The organism is Pseudomonas moorei, from assembly GCF_042846945.1.
Taxonomy (GTDB): domain Bacteria; phylum Pseudomonadota; class Gammaproteobacteria; order Pseudomonadales; family Pseudomonadaceae; genus Aquipseudomonas; species Aquipseudomonas moorei.
In genome coordinates, this window is record NZ_AP035776.1 from 2532927 (window position 1) to 2553894 (window position 20968).

A 20968-nucleotide genomic window follows, 5' to 3' on the forward strand; every position below is an offset into this window, starting at 1 on the left:
TTATCTATATAAAAAAATTGAGGAGCACATCGATGCGCGTCATTCTGCTGGGAGCTCCCGGGGCCGGTAAAGGTACTCAGGCTAAGTTCATCACCGAGAAATTCGGTATTCCGCAAATCTCCACCGGCGACATGCTGCGCGCAGCGGTCAAGGCCGGCACCGAGCTGGGCATCAAAGCCAAGAGCATCATGGATGCGGGCGGCCTGGTATCCGATGACCTGATCATCGCACTGGTCAAGGACCGCATTGCCCAGTCCGACTGCGTCAACGGTTTCCTGTTCGACGGTTTCCCGCGCACCATTCCTCAGGCTGAAGCCCTGGTGACGGCTGGCGTCGAGCTGGATGCCGTGGTTGAAATCGCCGTTGAAGACGAAGAAATCGTTCAGCGTATCGCCGGTCGCCGTGTTCACGAGGCCAGCGGTCGCGTGTACCACATCGTCTACAACCCGCCGAAAATCGCGGGCAAAGACGACATCACCGGTGAAGACCTGGTACAGCGCAAGGACGACACCGAAGAAACCGTGCGTCATCGCCTGTCGGTCTACCATTCGCAGACCAAGCCGTTGGTGGACTTCTACCAGAAGCTCTCGGCTGCCAATGGCAAGCCGAAGTACAGTCATATCGAAGGTGTCGGTTCGGTTGAAGCGATCACCGCCAAGGTGCTGGCTGCCCTGAGCTGAAAAGTCTGATTTGCTGCATCATCCACGGCCCGCTTGCGGGCCGTAGTTGTTTATACTGACGCACTTTTTTCTGACCTCTTTTACGGATACATCGATGAGCACCTTGCTGGCCCTGGACACCGCGACTGAAGCTTGCTCCGTTGCCTTGCTGCATGACGGCAAGGTCACGAGCCATTACGAGGTGATCCCGCGCCTGCATGCGCAGAAGCTGTTGCCCATGATCCAGCAGTTGCTGGCCGATGCCGGGACCACGCTGCAAGCGGTCGACGCCATCGCTTTCGGTCGCGGACCGGGCGCATTCACAGGCGTGCGGATTGCCATCGGCGTGGTGCAGGGCCTGGCATTTGCCCTGGATCGCCCGGTGTTGCCGGTGTCGAACCTGGCCGTACTGGCCCAGCGTGCGTATCGCGAGCATGGCGTCAGCCAGGTCGCGGCGGCCATCGATGCGCGGATGGACGAGGTGTATTGGGGCTGCTACCGCGAAACGGCAGGGGAGATGCGACTGGTCGGGGCTGAAGCGGTATTGGCCCCGGAAGTGGCTGCATTGCCGGCTGATGCCAGTGGCGAATGGTTTGGCGCGGGCACCGGTTGGGGGTATGCCGAGCGCATCGGCGTCCACCTGAGCGGTCAGGACGCGGGCATGCTGCCCCATGCCGAAGACTTGCTGACGCTGGCGCGATTTGCCTGGGAGCGCGGTGAGGCGATTGTGGCGGATGAAGCACAGCCGGTTTATTTGCGGGACAAGGTTGCGACGCCGAAGGCACGTTGATTTACCCGATTCAGTGCTGAGGACACTTTTGTGGCGAGGGCGCTTGCTCCCGTTCGGCGGCGAAGCCGTCGCAATACCTGGTGGCAAGGTGAGGCTGTAGGAATGACGCCGCTTTGCAGCCGGCGGGAGCAAGCTCCCTCGCCACAAAGTGTGCCAATCCAAACCAATCGTCAGTTTCTAATTCCCGCTTTTAAACCTTTTGCTTTTTATGTGTTCTAGTTATCACTCGGCGGTTTGCGAAGTGGGTTATGCGCCACTAAACTGCCATCACTGATACCGAGCATACAATTATGCGTATAGACGGCTTTTCTTCTCAGTCTTACCCCATCAAGCGCAAGCCTCGCAAAGGCCCTGTGGTGGAAGACGAATCCGTCGATATCGACGGTGAGCTGGAATTTCCGTCCGAAGAGCAACTGGCCGCCCGAGCCGCCAGAGCCTCCGCACAAAAACTGAGCAATCTCCCTGCCCGTCAGCAAGACATGATTTACCACCGTGCCATGAGCAAAAGTGTGGCGATGGCTTTGGCCAGCTACTTGAGCACCGCCGGTTTTGTCGATTGGGATGCTGAAGTACTGGGTCTCGACCTGTACATCTGATGATGCTGCCGTACTACCTCGGATGCCCGTCCTGGAGCGAAAACGCCTGGCGTGAGTATCTGTATCCGGCGGACGCCAGACCCGCCGAGTTTCTGAGTCTGTATTCCCAAGTGTTCAACGCTGTGGAAGGCAACACGACCTTCTACGCCAGCCCGGCCGCCACCACCGTGCAGCGCTGGGCCGAAACCCTGCCCGAACACTTTCGCTTCACCGCCAAGTTCCCCGGTGACATCAGTCATGGCGGCGACCTGCGTGAACAACTGACCGCCGCCGTAACCTTCACGCAGTTGCTCAGCCCGCTCGGCGCGCGGGTAGCGCCGTTGTGGTTGCAGCTATCGAAGAGCTTTACACCGCAACGCTTGCCCGAGTTGGCGGGTTTTATCGATGCCCTTGAGCGACCACTGGCGGTGGAAGTGCGGCATGACGCCTTTTTCGCCAAGGGTGACAGCGAACGCGAGCTCAACCGCCTGTTGCTGGATCGCGGCGTCGAGCGCATTTGTCTCGATTCGCGCGCGCTGTTCAGTTGCACATCGACCGACCCCTCGGTGCTCCACGCCCAATCGAAGAAACCGCGGGTCCCACCCCGTCCGGCGGCGTTCACGCAATGTCCCCAGGTGCGCTTCATCGGCCATCCGCAGTTGGAAGCCAACGATCCGTTTCTGCTGCCGTGGGTGGAGAAAATTGCCCTGTGGATCGAAGAGGGGCGCACGCCTTATATCTTCCTGCACACCGCCGACAACGTGTTGGCGGCGAAACTGGCGCAGCGGTTTCACGCCAGATTGATGTTGCGTCTGCCTGGCTTGCCGCCGCTGCCTGAGCTATACAGAGAACCCGCCGCCGAGCAACTTGGCCTGCTCTGAAGCGGATTCGTTCGCCTTTTCAGGAGCCTGCCAATGGACGCACAAACCCTTCGAGCCCAAGCCTTCAAAGCCCTGCACGAGCGCAAAGGCGCTTTCGTGATTCCCAATCCGTGGGACGCCGGTTCAGCAAAAATGCTCGCCAGCCTGGGCTTCGAGGCGTTGGCGACCACCAGTGCAGGTTATGCGTTTTCCAGGGCGCGTCCCGATGGCGGGTTGACCCTCGACGAAACCCTGTTGAACGTTCAGGCGATTGTTGCGGCCAGTGATTTGCCGGTGGCGGTCGACTTGGAAAACGGCTTTGCCGACAATCCGGCCGAATGCGCGACGAGTATTTTGCGGGCGGCGCAAGTGGGGGCGGTCGGTGGCTCGATCGAAGACGCCACCGGGCGTGAAGAGGGCCCGATCTACTGCTTCGAACATGCCGTGGCGCGCATCGAAGCCGCCGTCGCTGCCGCCCGTAGTTTGCCTTTTCCGTTCACGCTGACCGCGCGGGCCGAGAACTTTCTGCACGGCAATCCGGATCTGGCCGATACCATTCGCCGCTTGCAGGCGTTTGCCGAGGCCGGTGCCGACGTCCTGTATGCGCCGGGCCTGCGCAGCGCCGAAGACGTATTGGCGGTGGTCCGCGCCGTGGCGCCGAAACCGGTCAACGTGTTGATGTCCGGCGGCCTGAAGTTATCGGTCGAGCAGTTGAGTGAGATGGGCGTTAAACGTATCAGTGTCGGTTCGGCGCTGGCATTGGCAGCCTATGGCGAGTTCTTCCGGGCCGCCCAGGAGATCCGCGATTCGGGGACATTCGGTTTCACGTCGCGCTCCATGCCGTTCCAGCAGGCCAATTCATTGTTCAAGGACTGAACAGCGCAGGTGTCGCTGAGGGTCAGGCGGCCAGACGCAGGTTTTGCAGGATGATCGGCCGTGCCCAGCCGTTATCGAAGTCGAGTTGCTTCTGTTGCTCGATCAGTTCTTCGGGGGAGAAGGGCGGGAAAGGCTTGTCCAGCAGGTCGAGATCAAACTCGGCGATCGGCAGGTGCAGGGGACGCGGTTGCGGCGCGGGACCGGCAGCTGGCACAGGTTGACCGGCGGTCAACACGATCGGACGAACCCAGCCACTTTCGAAGTCCTGCTGTTTCTGCTGGGCGGCGATTTCTTCCGGCGGGAATGGTGGGAACGGCTTGTCGGCCAGGTCCATTTCAAACTCGGCGATCGGCAGGAACAGGGGCTCGGGCGGGCGTACCACGTTGTCTTTCACGTCGCACTCGCGCTGGGAAACGATGTGCGCCAGCAGGTCGCTGCCAACGGTGGGCTCAACCGGGCTTTCGAGATCGACCGGTGGAAAGTTGAGAGATTGCGGCAGCACATCACCCGACTGATCGGACAGCGCACGGGCAAAGAAATCCTGCCAGATGTGACTGACACCGCTTAGTGCCTGGGTATTTCGCAGGTTGTAATTGCCGTAGGGCGAGATAAAACCTGTGATTGTGGGTTGAATGTCTGACATTTCTCTCGGTCGACGCTCAGCTCTGGCAAAATGCTCGATAGTTTTGTTATCGGCAGTTTTTGCCGATCATTAATTTTTTGAGCGTGTTTTCCGATGATTGATCAACCCGCGGCCTGCCGCATTCATGTCGAGGCCCTGGACGCGGCGTTCGAGCCGCAAGCCGAGCAGTGGGCCGAGCGCCTGGGCCTGCCATTGCAGGTGGCCGACGGCGAGTTTGCCTTGCAGGTGGGCGAGCAGGGTTTGCAGCTGCAACAACTGGGACCGGATGCGCCGGGGCCGGTGCGAGTTGATTTCGTCGAGGGTGGCGCGGCTCACCGTCGTTTATACGGGGGTGGCAGCGGGCAGATGATCGCCAAGGCCGTTGGCATCGCTCAGGGCGTGCGTCCACGTGTACTGGATGCCACGGCAGGGCTGGGCAAGGATGCATTCGTGCTGGCCAGCCTGGGTTGCGAGATGAGCCTGATCGAGCGTCAGCCGCTGATCGGCGCCTTGCTCGAAGATGGTCTTGCCCGCGGCGCGGAAGATTTCGACGTGGCGCCGATCGTGGCGCGCATGCGTTTGCTCAAGGGCAACTCCATCGATGTGATGCGCAACTGGGAAGGCGAGCCACCGCAGGTGATCTACCTCGACCCGATGTTCCCGCACCGTGAGAAAACCGCATTGGTGAAAAAGGAAATGCGCCTGTTCCGGCCGCTGGTGGGCGATGACCCGGACGCGCCGGCACTGCTTGAAGCGGCGTTGGCGCTGGCCAGCCATCGGGTGGTGGTCAAGCGACCGCGCAAGGCACCGTGCATTGAAGGGCCCAAGCCCAGTCATGCGCTGGATGGCAAATCCAGTCGGTATGACATCTATCCGAAGAAGGCGCTCAAGCCTTAAGACCGGGTTGCCCCCATCGCGAGCAGGCTCGCTTCCACAGGTTCTCCACTGACCCTGTGGAAGCGAGCCTGCTCGCGATGGCGTCTACCAGAACACTACAAATCTCTCACACGGGATCAGGCCGATAGGCCCGCATAAACAACCCCACCACTTCCCGCACATGGCTCTCCGCCGCCTCGCCCACCGGCGGTTCACCGCAGCCGTACAGCAAACGAAAATTCCCCGCCCCCTTGAGCAGGCAGAAGAAGTGCTCGGCCGCATTGTGTGGTTTGTCGATGCTCAACACGCCACTGTCGTTGATCCGGGTCAACAGACGCTCCATGCCCTGCAGCATGCGCTGTGGCCCGGCTTCGAAGAAAATCTGCGAGAGCTTCGGGTCCTGACTGCCCAGGGTCATCATCAACCGGTGCAGGTTCACCGACTCGTCGCTGTTGATCAGCTGATGAAACCCGCGCGCGATATTCAGCAGCACCGTTTCCACCGCCACGCCTTGCGGCAGTTCGAAGAACAGCGGCGGCAATTGCTCCTCGCACTTGGCCATCACGGCGGCGGAGAACAGCGTCTCCTTGTCGTTGAAGTGGCTATAGACCGTCAGCTTCGACACACCGGCCTCGGCTGCGACGGCGTCCATGCTGGTGCTGGCGTAACCCTTGCTCAAAAACAGCGTTTTCGCCGCATCGAGGATCGCCTGGCGCTTGGCCAGATCCTTGGGGCGGCCTGGGCCGCTGGGTGCTGAAAGATTGTTCGGCATATTCGCTTTTATTACTGGACTGGTCAGTTTGCTATTAATAACATACTGGCCAGTATAAATATTCCAAGCACTATTAGCGAAAGGTCCTTCACCATGTTCCGCTATGCCTTGCCCCTCGCGTTGCCAGTCAGTCTGGCGTTTTTATTGTCTGCGTGCGGTCACGAAGAGGCGCCCCAAATCAGCATTCGTCCGGCCATGGTGGTTCAGCCAGAGCCTTCGGCGCAGGCGATGGAAAGCTATCCCGGTGAAGTTCGTGCCCGCTATGAGCCCGACCTGGCGTTCCGGATTGGCGGTAAAGTCAGCCGACGACTGGTCGAAGAGGGGCAGCGGGTCAAGGCCGATCAACCGCTGGCAGAGCTCGATCCCCAAGACGTTCGCCTGCAACTGGAGGCCACCCGCGCCCAGGTCGCCGCCGCCGAAGCCAACCTCAACCTGGTACGTTCCGAGCGCGATCGTTACAAGACCCTGATGGACCGTCAGCTGGTCAGTCGTTCGCAGTACGACAACGCCGAAAACCTCTATCGATCCGGTGAAGCACGCCTCAAGCAGATCAAAGCCGAGTTCAACGTCTCGACCAACCAGGCCAGCTATGCCGTGCTGCGTGCGCCGCAGGACGGGGTGGTGGCCAAGCGTGCCGTAGAAGTCGGGCAGGTAGTGGCGGCCGGGCAAACCGTGTTTACCCTGGCCACCGATGGCGAGCGTGAAGTGTTGATCAGCCTGCCGGAACAGAGCTTCGGCCGTTTCAAGGTCGGGCAGCCGGTTTCGGTGGAGCTGTGGACGCAACCCGATCAACGCTTCGCCGGGCGTATCCGCGAACTGTCGCCGGCCGCTGATCCAAAATCCCGCACCTTTGCCGCTCGCATCGCCTTCACCGGTGGCAAGGTCCCTGCCGAGCTGGGCCAGAGCGCCCGAGTGTTTGTGCAGACCGCTGAGGTGATCCCGCTGTCCGTGCCGCTTTCGGCGTTGACCGCGGAAAATGGCGTGACCTACGTCTGGGTGCTCAGCGCCAACAATACGTTGAAGAAGACCCCTGTGCGGGTCGGTGCCTTCGGTGAGAAGACCGTCCCGGTGCTCGAAGGTCTCAATGCCAGCGACTGGGTCGTGGCCGCTGGCGTCCATGTGCTTCTCGACGGGCAGCATGTGCGCCCGGTGGATCGCTCCAACCGCGTGGTCAATCTGGCGGACAAGGAGTAATCCCCGATGGGCTTCAATCTTTCCGAATGGGCGCTGCGTAACCGCCAGATCGTACTGTTCCTGATGCTGTTGCTGGCAATCGTTGGTGCACTGTCCTACACCAAGCTCGGTCAAAGCGAAGACCCGCCGTTTACCTTCAAGGCCATGGTGATCCGCACCAACTGGCCGGGGGCGACGGCGCAGGAAGTCTCGCGTCAGGTGACCGAGCGCATCGAAAAGAAACTGATGGAAACCGGCGAGTACGAGCGCATCGTGTCGTTCTCCCGTCCGGGTGAATCCCAGGTGACGTTCATCGCGCGCGACTCCATGCACTCGGTGGAAATCCCGGACCTCTGGTATCAGGTGCGCAAGAAGGTCAACGACATCCGCCATACCCTGCCACCGGGCATCCAGGGGCCATTTTTTAACGATGAGTTCGGTACCACCTTCGGCAATATCTACGCCTTGACCGGCGAAGGATTCGACTACGCCGTGCTCAAGGACTACGCCGACCGCATTCAAATCCAGCTGCAGCGGGTCAAGGATGTGGGCAAGGTTGACCTGCTCGGGTTGCAGGATGAAAAAATCTGGATCGAGCTTTCCAACGTCAAGCTTGCCACCCTTGGCCTGCCATTGGCGGCCGTGCAGCAGGCGCTTGAAGAACAGAACGCGGTGTCCACCGCCGGCTTCTTTGAAACCAGCAGCGAGCGATTGCAGCTACGGGTATCGGGAAATTTTCAGACAGTCGATGAGATAAAGAACTTTCCGATACGGGTCGGGGATCGCACCTTCCGTATCTCCGATGTGGCTGACGTACGCCGCGGTTTCAACGATCCTCCCGCACCGCGCATGCGCTTCATGGCTGAAGATGCGATTGGTCTGGCCGTGGCCATGAAAGACGGTGGCGACATCCTGGTGCTGGGCAAAGCCCTGGAAGTCGAGTTCGCCCGCATCCAGAAAAACCTCCCGGCCGGCATGCAGTTGCGCAAGGTGTCCGACCAGCCCGCCGCGGTGAAAACCGGCGTCGGTGAGTTCGTTCAGGTGCTGGTGGAAGCCTTGGTGATTGTGCTGCTGGTGAGTTTTTTCTCTCTCGGTGTGCGCACGGGCATGGTGGTCGCCCTGGCGATTCCGCTGGTGTTGGCAATGACCTTCGCCTGCATGTATTACCTGGGCATCGGTCTGCACAAGATTTCCCTCGGCGCGCTGGTGCTGGCGCTGGGGTTGCTGGTGGACGATGCGATCATCGCCGTGGAAATGATGGCGATCAAAATGGAGCAAGGCTTCGATCGCATAAAAGCCGCCAGCTACGCCTGGACCAGCACCGCCTTCCCCATGCTGACCGGCACGCTGATCACCGCCGCCGGCTTCCTGCCGATTGCCACCGCGCAATCGGGTACGGGCGAATACACCCGCTCGATCTTCCAGGTGGTGACGATCGCGCTGCTCGCCTCCTGGGTGGCCGCTGTGGTTTTCGTACCGTATCTGGGGGAAAAACTCCTGCCGGACCTGGCGAAAATTCACGCAGCCAAACACGGCACGGGCCAGCCCGACCCTTATGGCACGCCGTTCTATCAGCGCGTCAGACGTCTGGTGGAGTGGTGTGTGCGCTGGCGCAAAACCGTTATCGCCTTGACCGTGGTGTTGTTCATTGCCTCCATCGTGCTGTTCCGCTTTGTGCCGCAGCAGTTCTTTCCGGCCTCCGGGCGACTGGAGTTGATGGTCGACCTGAAACTGGCCGAAGGCGCTTCCCTGAGCAATACCACCGAGGAGGTCAAACGCCTCGAAGCGCTGCTTAAGGACAAAGCCGGAATCGATAACTACGTGGCTTACGTCGGCACCGGCTCGCCGCGTTTTTACCTGCCACTGGACCAGCAACTTCCCGCAGCGAGCTTCGCTCAGTTTGTCGTCCTGGCCAAGACCATCGAGGAGCGTGAAGCGCTGCGCACCTGGCTGATCGACACCCTCAACGAAAAATTCCCGGCCCTGCGCTCGCGGGTTACACGCCTGGAAAACGGCCCGCCGGTTGGTTATCCGGTGCAGTTCCGCGTGACCGGTGAACACATTGAGGAAGTCCGCGCACTTGCTCGCAAAGTCGCGGCCAAGGTTCGCGAAAATCCGCACGTGGTCAATGTCCACCTGGACTGGGAAGAACCGAGCAAAGTCGTGTATCTGAACGTCGATCAGGACCGCGCTCGAGCATTGGGCGTGAGCACGGCGAACCTGTCGAAGTTCCTGCAAAGTTCACTCACCGGCTCCAGTGTCAGCCAGTACCGCGAAGACAACGAGTTGATCGAGATCCTGCTGCGCGGCACCTTGCATGAACGCAGCGAACTGTCGTTGCTGCCAAGCCTGGCGGTGCCGACCGATAACGGTCGTAGCGTGGCCCTGTCGCAGATCGCAACGCTGGAATACGGCTTTGAGGAAGGCGTGATCTGGCACCGTAACCGTTTGCCGAACGTGACGGTTCGCGCCGACATTTATGGCAAGGAGCAACCAGCGACCCTGGTGCAGCAGATCTTGCCGACTCTCGATCCGATTCGCGCGGAACTGCCTGACGGCTATTTGCTGGATGTCGGCGGTACGGTGGAGGACTCGGCACGCGGGCAGAACTCGGTCAAGGCTGGCGTACCGCTGTTCATCGTGGTCGTGCTGACGTTGCTGATGCTGCAACTGCGCAGTTTTTCTCGCACGGCGATGGTGTTTCTGACAGCGCCCTTGGGGCTGATCGGGGTGACCCTGTTCCTGATGGTGTTCCGGCAGCCGTTTGGTTTTGTCGCGATGCTCGGAACGATCGCATTGTCAGGGATGATCATGCGTAACTCGGTGATTCTGGTGGATCAGATCGAGCAGGACATCGCGGCCGGGCTCAAGCCATGGCAGGCGATTATCGAGGCGACGGTGCGGCGGTTCCGACCGATTGTACTGACCGCACTGGCGGCGGTGCTGGCGATGATTCCGCTGTCACGCAGCGTGTTTTTCGGGCCAATGGCGGTGGCGATCATGGGCGGGTTGATCGTGGCGACGGCGCTGACTTTACTGTTTTTGCCGGCGTTGTATGCGGCTTGGTTCCGGGTCAGGAAAGAGTCGGTCTGATCTTTGGGCGTGGCGGCCTTCGGGCCGACCAGGCTCTTGGTTGATTGAGTACATATCCGTTGCTGCGGTAACGGCGGCTTAGGGTTTCGCCCTTACGGCGAGGCACTTTTTTCAAACGCCGGAGTGCCGGCCCAGCAAAAAGTACCCAAAAAGGCTCGCCCCGAGCGTCCGGCCCCTCGCTAAGGCTCGGCGTTCCTTCGCTGCGGTATCCATCCGGGGACACTGCCCTCCGGTATGCTTCGCGACGACCTGCATGCAGCGTGTTCGACTGCGTCGAACGGCGCTGCGCGCCACTCCCCGGATGAACACCTCCACTCAGCCTCCCGAAGGGGCGGGTAGATCAGGATCAAGAGCTGCAGGCGAGCTAACGCTCGGCCTGATGAGTGGTGAGGAGCGGGTGGGTGTACGCCGACTTGCTTTTCTGTGGGAGCTGGCTTGTCGGGGCGCCGCATCGCAGCGATGGCGGCCTGCCAGCCGACCAATATCCCTCGGATGTTCCTGCTCCCACAGGATTTGTGTTTCGGCTTAGAGCGTACCAAACACCTTCTTCGCCAGGCTGGTCGCGGCAGCTGCGGGGTTCTGGCGGATGGTTTCTTCCTGTTTGCCGATCATTTCGAACAGGCCGTTCAGTGCCTGTTCGGTGACGTAGCTCTCGATGTTGGCATTCTTGGTGTCGATCACACCCATGGTCGCGGCCTGGCCGGCGAACGAGTTGTACTGTTGGGCCAGGCCGACGTGGTCGGTGGCTTGCTTGACGATAGGCAGGAACTTGGCGCGGATCTGTTCGCGACTGGTTTTGTTCAGGTACTGGGTGGCCGAGTCGTTGCCGCCACTGAGAATGCCCTTGGCGTCTTCCACGGTCATTTTCTTCACCGCATCCACGAGGATCGGCTGAGCCTGGACCACGGCGGTTTCCGCCGCTTTGTTCATGCTGACTTCCAGTTGATCGACCTGATCGCCCATGCCGAACTGTTTCATTTTGCTGGCAACCTTGCCCAGTTTGCCCGGCAGTTCGATTTTCACCTCCGGATTGTTGCTGAAACCACCCGGCGTACCGAGCTGTTTCACGGCCAGTTGTGCGCCTTGAGTCAGTGCATCCCTGAGGCCGCCAGTGGCGTCTTTTTGCGACAGGTCGCTGAGGGACAGTGCCATGGCGTTGGCGCAGATCATCAAGCCAGCACACAGGCCAGCAAAGCGGAGGGTGGGGCGGAGCATGGCAGCTTCCTTGTTCAAAAATGAGAATTAGCGGGCGGCGTCAACGCGGATTTTCAACGGTTGCGGATCGTTGCCATCAAGCTTCACAGCGTGATTTTCGGTGGTGATGAACAGTAACTTGCCATCGACCTCAATGCGCGCACTGACCGAATAGCGATGACCCGGTTTGACCTGCGCAGGATCGTAACTCAGATGAAAGGGAAGCGGCACCTGGCCCTTGATCTGGCCTTTCTGTTCGTCGAGAACCACCGCCGGCGCATCGGCCAGCGACACGTCTTGCAGGCTCACGTTCAAGACGGCTTCAGGGGGCAGGGCGATGCGTTGCAAGTAGAAGACTTCACCGTCCAGGCTGGTCTTGGCGGCAGGTTGTATCGATTGGCAAGCTCCAAGCAGAGCTGTCAGTCCCAGAAGCGAAAGTTTTTTCATCATTGGAATCCATGTCGTTGACGCCGAAGAAGCTCGGCGCCAACGATAATTTAAAGGAAATTACCGGCAATATCGCCCGGCAAGGTATTGCAGGCGCCTGACGGGGAGTCTGGCGTTAACGCTCAGGGTTTTAAGAATTGTTGCCATAGGTCTACCTTACCCTGTGGACCAGCACTTCAACAGGCTGCACGCCGTCGACGCCCAGCTCTACCGGGTGATGCTCAGTGGTGGTAAAGACCAGTTTGCCATCGGTTTTGATTTGTGCACTGATGGCATAGGTATGACGGGGCAGGACGTCTGCGGTGCTGTACTGAAGATTGAAGGTCAAGCCTGCGCTTTCTGCATGAGGGATGACTTGAGCGGCCAGTTGTTTGGCAGGGGCATCAGCCAGTGAAACGTCTTGCAGGCTGACGTAAAGTGTCGAGCTTGGCAAAAGCGCAATCTTTTCCAGATAGTGAACGTTGCCGCTGATGCTCAGGGTGTTTTCGTTGCTCATGTTGATTTCCTTATCATTGACTCGTCGAAAGTGACGAGCCGACAGCATATTCCTTCAGTACTCAATCCAATGTAGGGAAAGTCCTGCGCGCGACAGCGAAAGTGCGGTCATTTAGATGAGAAGCTTCCTTGCTTCTGCGATCCGGGTCAGCGCGGCGTTGCCAGCTCTGCTGCATCTTCACTGCGATGCATGGCCACCTGACGGATCGACAAACGAATCTCCGCTGGCAACACCCGTTTGGCCGCACCTTCGGCCAGTTCGCCGAGCAATTCGTGATAGCCCAGCTTGCCGGCTGCATCGCGTTTGAGCACGTCGAGGTCGAGCAGGGTCTGGATGAAGTGGCGGAACAGGCTTTTGTCGAAGAATTCCGGAGCGTTCAGGCCATGCAGGATCGACAGGCGCTGGGCCATGACCGTGCACAGGTCTTCCAGTTCTTCGGCGCTGATGCTGTTCTGGCCGCTGTTGAGCAGCAGGGAAACGGTCATGTAGAAGCGCTGCAGGGTCTGGGCGATGCTTTTTGACAGCAGCGTCAGCAGCACGAAATGACGTGAGCTCGGTGCCGGGCGCAGGTATACGCCGTTCTCGAAGCGCAGCAGGCCCTGCTCGACGAAGGCCTCGAGCCATTGATCGATCACTGCATCGAGTTCGTCCAGCGACCAGCGTATGAACAGCTCCGCTTGCAGGTACGGATACAGCGCGCGGGTGTAGCGAAGGATCTGTTCGCGGTTCATGCGCGAGGCGCTCTGGAAGAAACTCGCCAGCAGCGCCGGCAGCGCGAAAATGTGCAGCACGTTGTTGCGGTAATAGGTCATCAGGACAGCGTTCTGCTCGTCCAGATACAGGATCTTGCCCAAGGCATCGCTCTGCTCGGACAGCAAGTCCATGTCCTTGACATGCTCTATCAGCGCGCGGCCGTCGCCTTCCGGCAACGTGGTGTGCGGTGAGTACGGGACTTTACGCAGCAGCGCCAGATACAGGTCGAGCACCCGCGCCATGGCGCGATCGTCCAGCGCCAGGCGGCTGGTGGACAGCAGTGCCAGAGCGACCAGGTTGACCGGGTTGATCGCGGCAGCTTCGTTCAGATGTTGCGCGACTTTCTCGCCGAGACGGTTGGTGGTTTCGTTGAGCCAGGCCGGTTTGAACTGCGGGCCAAGCTCCTGTTTACGCCAGCCCGGCTGTTCGCTATCGAGGAACTCCGCCAGTTTGATCGGCTCGCCAAAGTTCACCGCCACCTGGCCGAAGCGCTGCTTGAGCGCGCCGATGACTTTGAAAATGTCGAAGATCGATTCTTTCTTCTTGCTCGCGCCGCGCAATTCGCCGAGGTAGGTCCGGCCTTCCAGTACGCGTTCGTAGCCGATGTACACCGGTATGAACACGATGGGCATGCGCGACGAACGCAGGAAGCTGCGCAAGGTGATCGCGAGCATCCCGGTTTTCGGTTGCAGCATGCGCCCGGTGCGTGAGCGCCCGCCTTCGACGAAGTACTCCACCGGGAACCCCTTGGTGAACAGGGTGTGCAGGTATTCGTTGAACACCGAGGTGTACAGCGGGTTGCCCTTGAAGGTACGGCGCATGAAAAACGCACCGCCACGCCGCAGCAGGCCGCCGATGATCGGCATGTTGAGGTTGATCCCGGCGGCAATGTGCGGCGGGGTCAGGCCGTTGCGAAACAGCAGATAGGAGAGCAGCAGGTAGTCGATGTGGCTGCGGTGGCACGGCACATAGATCACTTCGTGACCCTGGGCGACTTTCTGCACACCTTCGATGTGATTGACCTTGATGCCGTCGTAGATCTTGTTCCAGAACCAGCTCAGTACCACTTCCAGGAAGCGGATCGCTGTGTAGGTGTAGTCCGAGGCGATCTCGTTGCCATAGCGCAGGGCCTGGGCCTTGGCTTTTTCCAGTGAGATGTTTTCGCGCTCGGCCTCTTCGATGATCGCCTGTTTGACCAGTGGCTGGTTGAGCAAGCCCTTGACCAGATTGCGGCGGTGGGAAATGTCCGGGCCGATCACGGCGGCTTTCAGGTTGCGAAAGTGCACCCGCAGGATGCGCTGGGCCATGCGCACGGTGCGCTCGTGGCCCTTGTTGTGGTCGATCAGTTCGCGCAGGTGGATCGGCGCGGAGAACTGCACGCGGGTCTTGCGCCCCAGCACGATGATGCTGAGCAAGCGACGCAGGCGCCCGGTGACGGCCCAGCTGTCGGCGAACAGGAGTTTCCACGGACTGGATTCGCTGTCCGGCGACTGGCCCCAGAACACGCTGACCGGAATGATCTGTGCGTCTTCGGCCGCGTTCTGGCTCAAGGCGCTGACCAGGCGGGTCAAGGTGGGTGGAGCGCCGCGCTTGTCCTGGCGGCCGAGCCAGTCCGGGTCCGGTGTCAGGTAGAAGAACGCGGCCGGTTCCAGCAGATTGCCCACCGAGACCGGCAGCACCGGGCGCGGCAGACCGGCCTTGGTGCATTCGGTGTCGACCACGGCGAGGTCGGTCAGCGAAGGATTTTGCAGGACGTAGAACACCGGGCGACTGCGGTCGAGGTCAAGGGTGAACGACGACTGGTTGATCGTCTCCGAGCGAACCCAGAGGTACAAAAGTCGGCGCAGGGTGCCAAACACAAGACGGCGGAGGGGGGAACGGGTCATACGGCTTCTGCGTGAGTGAATAAAACCAAGCAAATGCTCGGGCGGTCGATAGTGTGCCGGATTCGCTGAAAATCGGCAAAAAAGCGGCTAAGTAAAGTGAGTTGAGAGTTTTTACGGCTGTCATATACTCGGCGAGCCCGCGCTGGCCAGACAGTGGCACGACCAGTGCAAGCAATGTTCTCGAGGCTTTCCTGCGAAAAGCCCGATCAATAATAAAAAAGGAGTATGAACAGATGGCAACACGTGAAACCGGCAACGTGAAGTGGTTCAACGACGCCAAGGGCTACGGTTTTATCCAGCGCGCGGACGGGGTGGACGTGTTCGTGCACTACCGGGCCATTCGTGGTGAGGGGCATCGCTCGCTGACCGAAGGCCAGCAGGTTGAATATGCGGTGGTGGAAGGGCAGAAGGGTTTGCAGGCTGAGGATGTGGTGGGGTTGTAAGCACATTCATCGGACCAGAAAAAACACTGTGGGAGCGAGCCTGCTCGCGAAGATCTCAAGGAAGCCGCGCTTTCCGGAATTGGCGCGTTATCGTTGACGACCATCGCGAGCAAGCTCGCTCCTACAGGTGCGATGTTCAGGCTTTAAGCGGTCTTCCAGGTGATTTCTTCTTCACCGTCGGCACTGATGCGAATCCAGCGATCGGCCGTCTCCTCACCTTCCTCCTCGACCCAGCTCCCCGGTGCGCAACGCACTTCGACGTTCAGCGCGGCAAAGGCGGCGCGTGCACAAGCGATGTCGTCTTCCCACGGCGTCTGGTCGCTTTCCAGGTACAGGCTGTTCCATTTTCCTACGGCTTTCGGCAACCAGGTCACCGGCACGTTACCGGCCTTGCACTTGTAGGTCTGGCCTTTCTGAACCCAGTCGGTGCACGGGCCCAGGGCGGCGCCGAGCCAGGCGGAGATGGCCTTGTGGTCGACGTCGGCGTCTTTCAGGTAAATCTCGATATCGGGTTGGCGCATGGATGTCCTCACTGCGGTCTGAAAAATCCATTCGCGGATTTAGCCGGCCTTGGGGGATCGCCCAAGGCCAAAATTGAAAGTTATTGAAGAACGAAATAATCGTAGCGCATCGACACGGTGACCTCGAACGGCTCGGCCTGCTCGATCACCGCGGCGCGGCGCTCGGCACTGGCGCGCCAACCATGGGGCGTCATGGCCAGCAGGTTGGCACGATCCTGACCGCGGGTGAGCGTCAATCGGAATTCCAGGGTTTCACTGTGCGCCAGCACCATGCCTTCCGGCACCAGGTCCAGATGCTTGTCGTCAATGTATTCGCGGACTTCGTCATACAGCCGCTCGCGCAATTCCATCAGGTGGCCGCTGGTCGGTCCGACTTTCATCAGTCCACCGCCAGGGCTGAGCAGGCGTTTGGCTTCTTGCCAGTCCAGCGGGCTGAAGACGCTGGCCAGGAACTGGCAACTGCCAGAGGCCAGGGGGACGCGGGCCATGCTGGCGATCAACCAGGTCAGTTGCGGATTGCGTTTGCAGGCGCGTTTGACCGCTTCCCGGGAAATGTCCAGCGCGTAACCGTCGGCGTCCGGCAAGGCATCGGCGATCTGCGCGGTGTAGTAACCCTCGCCACAACCGATGTCCAGCCAGCGCTGCGGCGCATACCCGGCCGCCAGCTCCGCCAGGCGCCTGGCCACCGGCGCGTAGTGCCCAGCGTTCAGAAAGTCGCGGCGGGCTTCGACCATCGCCTGGTTGTCCCCGGGATCGCGGCTGTTCTTGTGCTGCACCGGCAGCAGGTTCAGGTAACCCTGGCGTGCTCGGTCGAAACGATGCCCGGCGGGGCAGGCCACGCCGTTGTCTACCGCGTTGAGCGGTTCGCTGCATATCGGGCAGGCCAGCATCAGGCGAGCAACTTGATCAGGGTCTGGTAATAGATTTCGGTCAGCACGTCGAGATCAGCCGCCAGAACCCGTTCGTTGACCTGGTGGATGGTCGCGTTGACCGGCCCCAGCTCAACCACTTGCGTGCCCAGGGTGGCGATGAAACGCCCGTCGGAGGTGCCGCCGCTGGTGGACGCCTTGGTCTCGCGACCGGTGATGTCCTTGATGCTGGACGAGACTGCGTCGAGCAGCGCGCCCGGTTCGGTGAGGAATGGCAGGCCGGACAGTGCCCAGTCGATGTGCCAGTCCAGACGGTGTTTGTCGAGGATGTCGGCCACGCGTTTTTGCAGGCCTTCGACGGTCGACTCGGTAGAGAAGCGGAAGTTGAACACCGCTACCAGGTCGCCGGGGATGACGTTGGTCGCACCGGTGCCGGAGTTGACGTTGGAAATCTGGAAACTGGTCGGCGGGAAAAAATCGTTGCCGTGATCCCAGTGCTCGGCGGCCAGTTCGGCCAGGGCCGGGGCAGCGAGGTGGATCGGGTTCTTCGCCAGATGCGGATAGGCGACATGGCCCTGCAGGCCGCGGACGGTCAGCTTGGCGCCAAGGGAACCGCGACGGCCGTTCTTGACCACGTCACCGACCAGGGTTGTGCTCGACGGCTCGCCGACGATGCACCAGTCCAGACGCTCCTTGCGCGCGGCCAGGCGCTCGACCACGGCTTTGGTGCCATGGTGCGCCGGGCCTTCTTCGTCACTGGTGATCAGGAACGCGACCTTGCCCTTGTGATCCGGGTAGTCGGCGACGAAACGTTCGGCGGCCACGGTCATGGCGGCGAGGCTGCCTTTCATGTCCGCCGCGCCACGGCCGCAGAGCATACCGTGTTCGTCGATCACCGCGTTGAACGGGTCGATCTGCCAGGCGGTCACAGGGCCGGTCGGTACGACGTCGGTGTGACCGGCAAAGCACAGTACGGGACTGTCGTGATTACCGTGGGTAGCCCAGAAGTTATCCACATCCTCGATGCGCATCGGCTCGAGCGCAAAACCGGCATCGCCCAGGCGCTGCATCATCTGCTTCTGGCAATCGGCGTCGACCGGCGTCACGGATGGACGACGGATCAGGTCGATGGCGAGTTGAAGGGTCGGCGAAAGGTCGGCGTGGGCCGTCATGTGAAAACTCCGGAAAACTTGAATATGGGCAAGGGCCAATGTGGGAGCGAGCCGCTCGCGATGGCGGCGTGTCAGTCAACATAATCTGTGATTGTTACATCGTCATCGTGAGCAGGCTCCCTCCCACAGGGATTCGTATTGCGCCAAGCCCTGCAAAATGGCGGTTATCTTAAAGCAAAACGGCGACCATAGGCCGCCGTTTAGTGCATCCGCGAAGATTTAGACCGCAGGTGCCGTTGCCGTCTCGGCCACGGGTTTTGGCAGCGACGACAGGAACGCCATGATCAGCGCCGCCAGGTAAGGCAGCGATTGCACCAGCAACATGGTGACCCAGAAGCGCATGTCATTGCTCGGCATGCCGTTGACCAGGAAGATCCCCAGCGCCGCGCCCCATAGCAGCAGCATGATGAACACCTCTTCGCGAGCTTCCGAAATCGCCACCCAGAAGCCGTGGTTGTCGGCATTTTTCGGGGTGCGGAAGAACGGAATGCTGCTGGTGAAGAAGCCGTACAGCACCGCTTTGGCGATGGTGTGCGACAACGCCAGCCCGGCCAGGGCCGCGCAGAACGCGTCTTTCAGGTTCACGCCCACCGCACGGCGGTAGAGGAAGATGATCTTGCCGACCTTGAACACGAACAGTGCCAGAGGCGGGATTGCGAAGATCAGCAGCGGCGGATCGACCCGTTGCGGCACGATGATCATCGCCGCCGACCACAGCAGTGCACCAACGGTGAAGAAGATGTTCATGCCGTCCGCCACCCACGGCAACCAGCCCGCGAGGAAGTGATAACGCTGGCCGCGGGTCAGTTGGGTGTCCTTGCCGCGCAGCAGGCTGGCGGTGTGGCGCTTGATGATCTGAATGGCACCGTAGGCCCAGCGGAACCGCTGTTTCTTGAAGTCGATAAAGGTATCGGGCATCAGGCCCTTGCCGTAACTGTCGTGGTAGTACGCCGCCGACAGACCTTTTTCGAACACCCGCAGACCCAGCTCGGCGTCCTCACAGATGCACCAGTCGGCCCAGCCCAGTTCTTCGAGCACCGAGCGACGGGTCATGGTCATGGTGCCGTGCTGGATGATCGCGTCACGGTCGTTGCGGGTGACCATGCCGATGTGGAAGAAGCCTTTGTATTCCGCGTAGCAGAGCTTCTTGAAGGTGCTTTCGTTCTGGTCGCGATAGTCCTGTGGCGATTGCACCACGGCGATTTTCGGATCGGCGAAGTGCGGCACCATATGCTTGAGCCAGTTCGGATGCACACAATAATCCGAGTCGATGACTGCGATGACTTCGGCGTCCTTGGCGGTATGCGGAATCAGGTAGTTCAGCGCACCGCCCTTGAAGCCGGCCAATGGCGCGACGTGGAAAAACTTGAAGCGCGGGCCGAGGGTTTCGCAGTAGTCACGCACCGGTTCCCAGACCGCCGGGTCCTTGGTGTTGTTGTCGATAATCAGGACTTCGAAGTCCGGATAGTCAAGGTTGGCCAGGGCATCGAGGGTCTGTTTGACCATCTCGGGCGGCTCGTTGTAGCAGGGCACGTGAATTGACACTTTGGGACGGTAGCTCGAATCACCGACCACCGGCAGGAATTCCCGGCGGCGCTTGTGAGTCCACACCGCCTCGGCCAGTTCATGTGCCTCGGTGAGCAGCACGATAAACACCCCGAGCGCACCAAGGGCGAGCAGGAAGCCCACCGTCAGGCTGAACCAGGTGCTGTATTGCTGGCTGTAGTCATAACCGATCCATACCAACACCGAACCGCAGAGGAACGCGATAAACGTCAGGAAGGTACGACCACGTTGGCGCAGGGCCGAACCGTCGATCATCAGCAGGGTCAGCGACAGCAGTGCGAGCACCACCGAGCCAATAGCCAGTACGCGCCATTGCGGAATGGCGACTACCGGGCCTTCGAAGTTGAATTTCTGCTGGCGCGCGGCATTGAACACGCCCCAATACGCACCCACCGAACCTTCGTCGCTGGCCTTCCACGGCTGGTCAAAGGCCTCGATCACGAAGTAGTTGAAGCCCTGGCGGTTGAGTTTGTTGACCAGGTTGCGCAAGTAGATCGCCTGGTCTGCCGGCGACGCGTCGGCGCCCCCGCGCATGCGGCCGTTGCTCGGCCAGCCGACTTCAGACAGCAACAGCGGTTTTTTCGGGAACAGCTTTTTCAGGTCGCGGGCGCGGTCCAGAACGAACTGCTGAGCCTTGTCCACCGGGATAAATTCCCAGTAAGGAAGAACGTGCGCGGCGATCAGGTCGACGTGCTTGGCCAGTTCCGGGTGTTCTTCCCAGACGTGCCACTGCTCGGACGTGGTGACCGGCACCTTCACGGCGGCGCGAACGCGGTCCAGCAGTACGCTGAGTTCCTGGGCGGTAATTTCCTTACGGAAAATCGCCTCGTTGCCTACAACCACACGCACGACGCTGCGCGAAGTGTTGGCCAGCTCGATGGCCCGGGCGATTTCTCGCTCGTTACGCTCCTGGTCCGGGCTGATCCAGATCCCCAGGGTCACCCGCAGGCCGAATTCTTCCGCGAGCTTGGGGATGTCCTCCAGCGTGCCGTCGACCGAGTAAATACGGATGTTGTCCGTCAGCTTGCTCATGATCTCCAGATCACGTCGCATCTGGTCGTCAGTGGGGTACTGGTCCTTCTGTGGGAATTGGCCCTGCTGGAACGGCGAATACGAGAAGCCGGAAATCTGTTCAGGCCAGTTGGGAGCGGTGACCGGGCGATTGATCAGCGCCCAGAAGCCGGTAAACAAGGCGGCGATGGCGAGCACCACCACCAGATTGAGTCCAAATTTACGCGATGACATAGCTATTTCGGGTTCCAAAGGCTGTGGAACGAAGGAACGGTTGGCTACCGCCAAGGGGCGCGCATCCTACACCGGCGATT

General features: G+C 60.4%; 19 protein-coding genes. 9 read left to right on the forward strand and 10 right to left on the reverse strand.

Going from position 1 to position 20968, the window contains the following annotated elements; genetic code table 11:
• Positions 1-32: 32 nt before the first annotated feature.
• The 5 genes from adk (at position 33) to ACGJAX_RS11710 (ending at position 3760) form a co-directional block, all read left to right on the forward strand.
• Positions 33-680, forward strand: coding sequence for an adenylate kinase (gene adk, locus ACGJAX_RS11690; RefSeq protein WP_090316858.1), 648 nt, complete (start codon positions 33-35; stop codon positions 678-680).
• A 94-nt stretch (positions 681-774) separates the two neighbouring features.
• The gene (gene tsaB, locus ACGJAX_RS11695) at positions 775-1449 is read left to right on the forward strand and encodes a tRNA (adenosine(37)-N6)-threonylcarbamoyltransferase complex dimerization subunit type 1 TsaB (protein WP_390959008.1); all 675 of its coding nucleotides are present in this window, start codon (positions 775-777) and stop codon (positions 1447-1449) included.
• A 290-nt stretch (positions 1450-1739) separates the two neighbouring features.
• Entirely contained in the window at positions 1740-2045 is a 306-nt protein-coding gene (locus ACGJAX_RS11700) for a hypothetical protein (RefSeq protein ID WP_390959010.1), read from the forward strand.
• A complete protein-coding gene (locus ACGJAX_RS11705) occupies positions 2045-2905 on the forward strand; it encodes a DUF72 domain-containing protein (RefSeq protein WP_390959012.1) in 861 nt (286 codons plus the stop codon). Before ACGJAX_RS11700 ends, ACGJAX_RS11705 begins: the two co-directional genes overlap by 1 nt.
• Before the next feature lie 33 nt (positions 2906-2938).
• A complete protein-coding gene (locus ACGJAX_RS11710) occupies positions 2939-3760 on the forward strand; it encodes an oxaloacetate decarboxylase (RefSeq protein ID WP_090316869.1) in 822 nt (273 codons plus the stop codon).
• A 22-nt stretch (positions 3761-3782) separates the two neighbouring features.
• Here the strand turns inward: ACGJAX_RS11710 and ACGJAX_RS11715 are convergent, their stop codons facing one another.
• Positions 3783-4403, reverse strand: a complete 621-nt coding sequence (locus tag ACGJAX_RS11715) for an energy transducer TonB (protein ID WP_090316873.1) — start codon at positions 4401-4403, stop codon at positions 3783-3785.
• 93 nt (positions 4404-4496) lie between these two features.
• Between ACGJAX_RS11715 and ACGJAX_RS11720 the strand changes: the two genes are divergently transcribed.
• The gene (locus tag ACGJAX_RS11720; protein ID WP_281439139.1) at positions 4497-5279 is read left to right on the forward strand and encodes a class I SAM-dependent methyltransferase; all 783 of its coding nucleotides are present in this window, start codon (positions 4497-4499) and stop codon (positions 5277-5279) included.
• Between the two features lie 106 nt (positions 5280-5385).
• On the opposite strand, the gene ACGJAX_RS11725 is transcribed toward ACGJAX_RS11720, so the two are convergent.
• The gene (locus ACGJAX_RS11725; protein ID WP_247254900.1) at positions 5386-6030 is read right to left on the reverse strand and encodes a TetR/AcrR family transcriptional regulator; all 645 of its coding nucleotides are present in this window, start codon (positions 6028-6030) and stop codon (positions 5386-5388) included.
• Between the two features lie 93 nt (positions 6031-6123).
• Between ACGJAX_RS11725 and ACGJAX_RS11730 the strand changes: the two genes are divergently transcribed.
• Positions 6124-7224, forward strand: coding sequence for an efflux RND transporter periplasmic adaptor subunit (locus ACGJAX_RS11730; protein ID WP_390959015.1), 1101 nt, complete (start codon positions 6124-6126; stop codon positions 7222-7224).
• Between the two features lie 6 nt (positions 7225-7230).
• A complete protein-coding gene (locus ACGJAX_RS11735; protein WP_390959017.1) occupies positions 7231-10296 on the forward strand; it encodes an efflux RND transporter permease subunit in 3066 nt (1021 codons plus the stop codon).
• A 525-nt stretch (positions 10297-10821) separates the two neighbouring features.
• On the opposite strand, the gene ACGJAX_RS11740 is transcribed toward ACGJAX_RS11735, so the two are convergent.
• The 4 genes from ACGJAX_RS11740 to plsB form a co-directional block, all read right to left on the reverse strand.
• A complete protein-coding gene (locus ACGJAX_RS11740; RefSeq protein ID WP_090316888.1) occupies positions 10822-11511 on the reverse strand; it encodes a DUF4197 domain-containing protein in 690 nt (229 codons plus the stop codon).
• Between the two features lie 27 nt (positions 11512-11538).
• Positions 11539-11937 (reverse strand): YbaY family lipoprotein, encoded by a 399-nt coding sequence (locus ACGJAX_RS11745; RefSeq protein WP_390959019.1) that lies wholly within the window; start codon positions 11935-11937, stop codon positions 11539-11541.
• 151 nt (positions 11938-12088) lie between these two features.
• Positions 12089-12433 carry a YbaY family lipoprotein gene (locus ACGJAX_RS11750; RefSeq protein WP_390959021.1) on the reverse strand — a complete coding sequence of 115 codons (345 nt, stop codon included), beginning with the start codon at positions 12431-12433 and terminating at the stop codon, positions 12089-12091.
• A gap of 146 nt (positions 12434-12579) precedes the next feature.
• Complete coding sequence (plsB, locus tag ACGJAX_RS11755; protein ID WP_390959023.1) at positions 12580-15072, reverse strand: glycerol-3-phosphate 1-O-acyltransferase PlsB; 2493 nt, start codon at positions 15070-15072, stop codon at positions 12580-12582.
• A 233-nt stretch (positions 15073-15305) separates the two neighbouring features.
• Here plsB and ACGJAX_RS11760 point away from each other — a divergent pair, with 233 nt between their 5' ends.
• The gene (locus tag ACGJAX_RS11760) at positions 15306-15515 is read left to right on the forward strand and encodes a cold shock domain-containing protein (protein WP_019647794.1); all 210 of its coding nucleotides are present in this window, start codon (positions 15306-15308) and stop codon (positions 15513-15515) included.
• Positions 15516-15658: 143 nt separating this feature from the next.
• Here the strand turns inward: ACGJAX_RS11760 and ACGJAX_RS11765 are convergent, their stop codons facing one another.
• From ACGJAX_RS11765 to ACGJAX_RS11780, 4 genes are all read right to left on the reverse strand, one after another.
• Positions 15659-16036, reverse strand: coding sequence for a hypothetical protein (locus tag ACGJAX_RS11765; protein ID WP_020799880.1), 378 nt, complete (start codon positions 16034-16036; stop codon positions 15659-15661).
• 80 nt (positions 16037-16116) lie between these two features.
• The gene (locus ACGJAX_RS11770; RefSeq protein WP_390959025.1) at positions 16117-16926 is read right to left on the reverse strand and encodes a putative RNA methyltransferase; all 810 of its coding nucleotides are present in this window, start codon (positions 16924-16926) and stop codon (positions 16117-16119) included.
• On the reverse strand, positions 16926-18077 hold the full coding sequence (gene dapE, locus ACGJAX_RS11775) for a succinyl-diaminopimelate desuccinylase (protein ID WP_390959027.1): 1152 nt from the start codon (positions 18075-18077) through the stop codon (positions 16926-16928). Before dapE ends, ACGJAX_RS11770 begins: the two co-directional genes overlap by 1 nt.
• 219 nt (positions 18078-18296) lie before the next feature.
• Positions 18297-20888: a glycosyltransferase gene (locus ACGJAX_RS11780; RefSeq protein WP_090316903.1), complete on the reverse strand. Its 2592-nt coding sequence runs from the start codon at positions 20886-20888 to the stop codon at positions 18297-18299.
• Positions 20889-20968 lie beyond the last annotated feature (80 nt).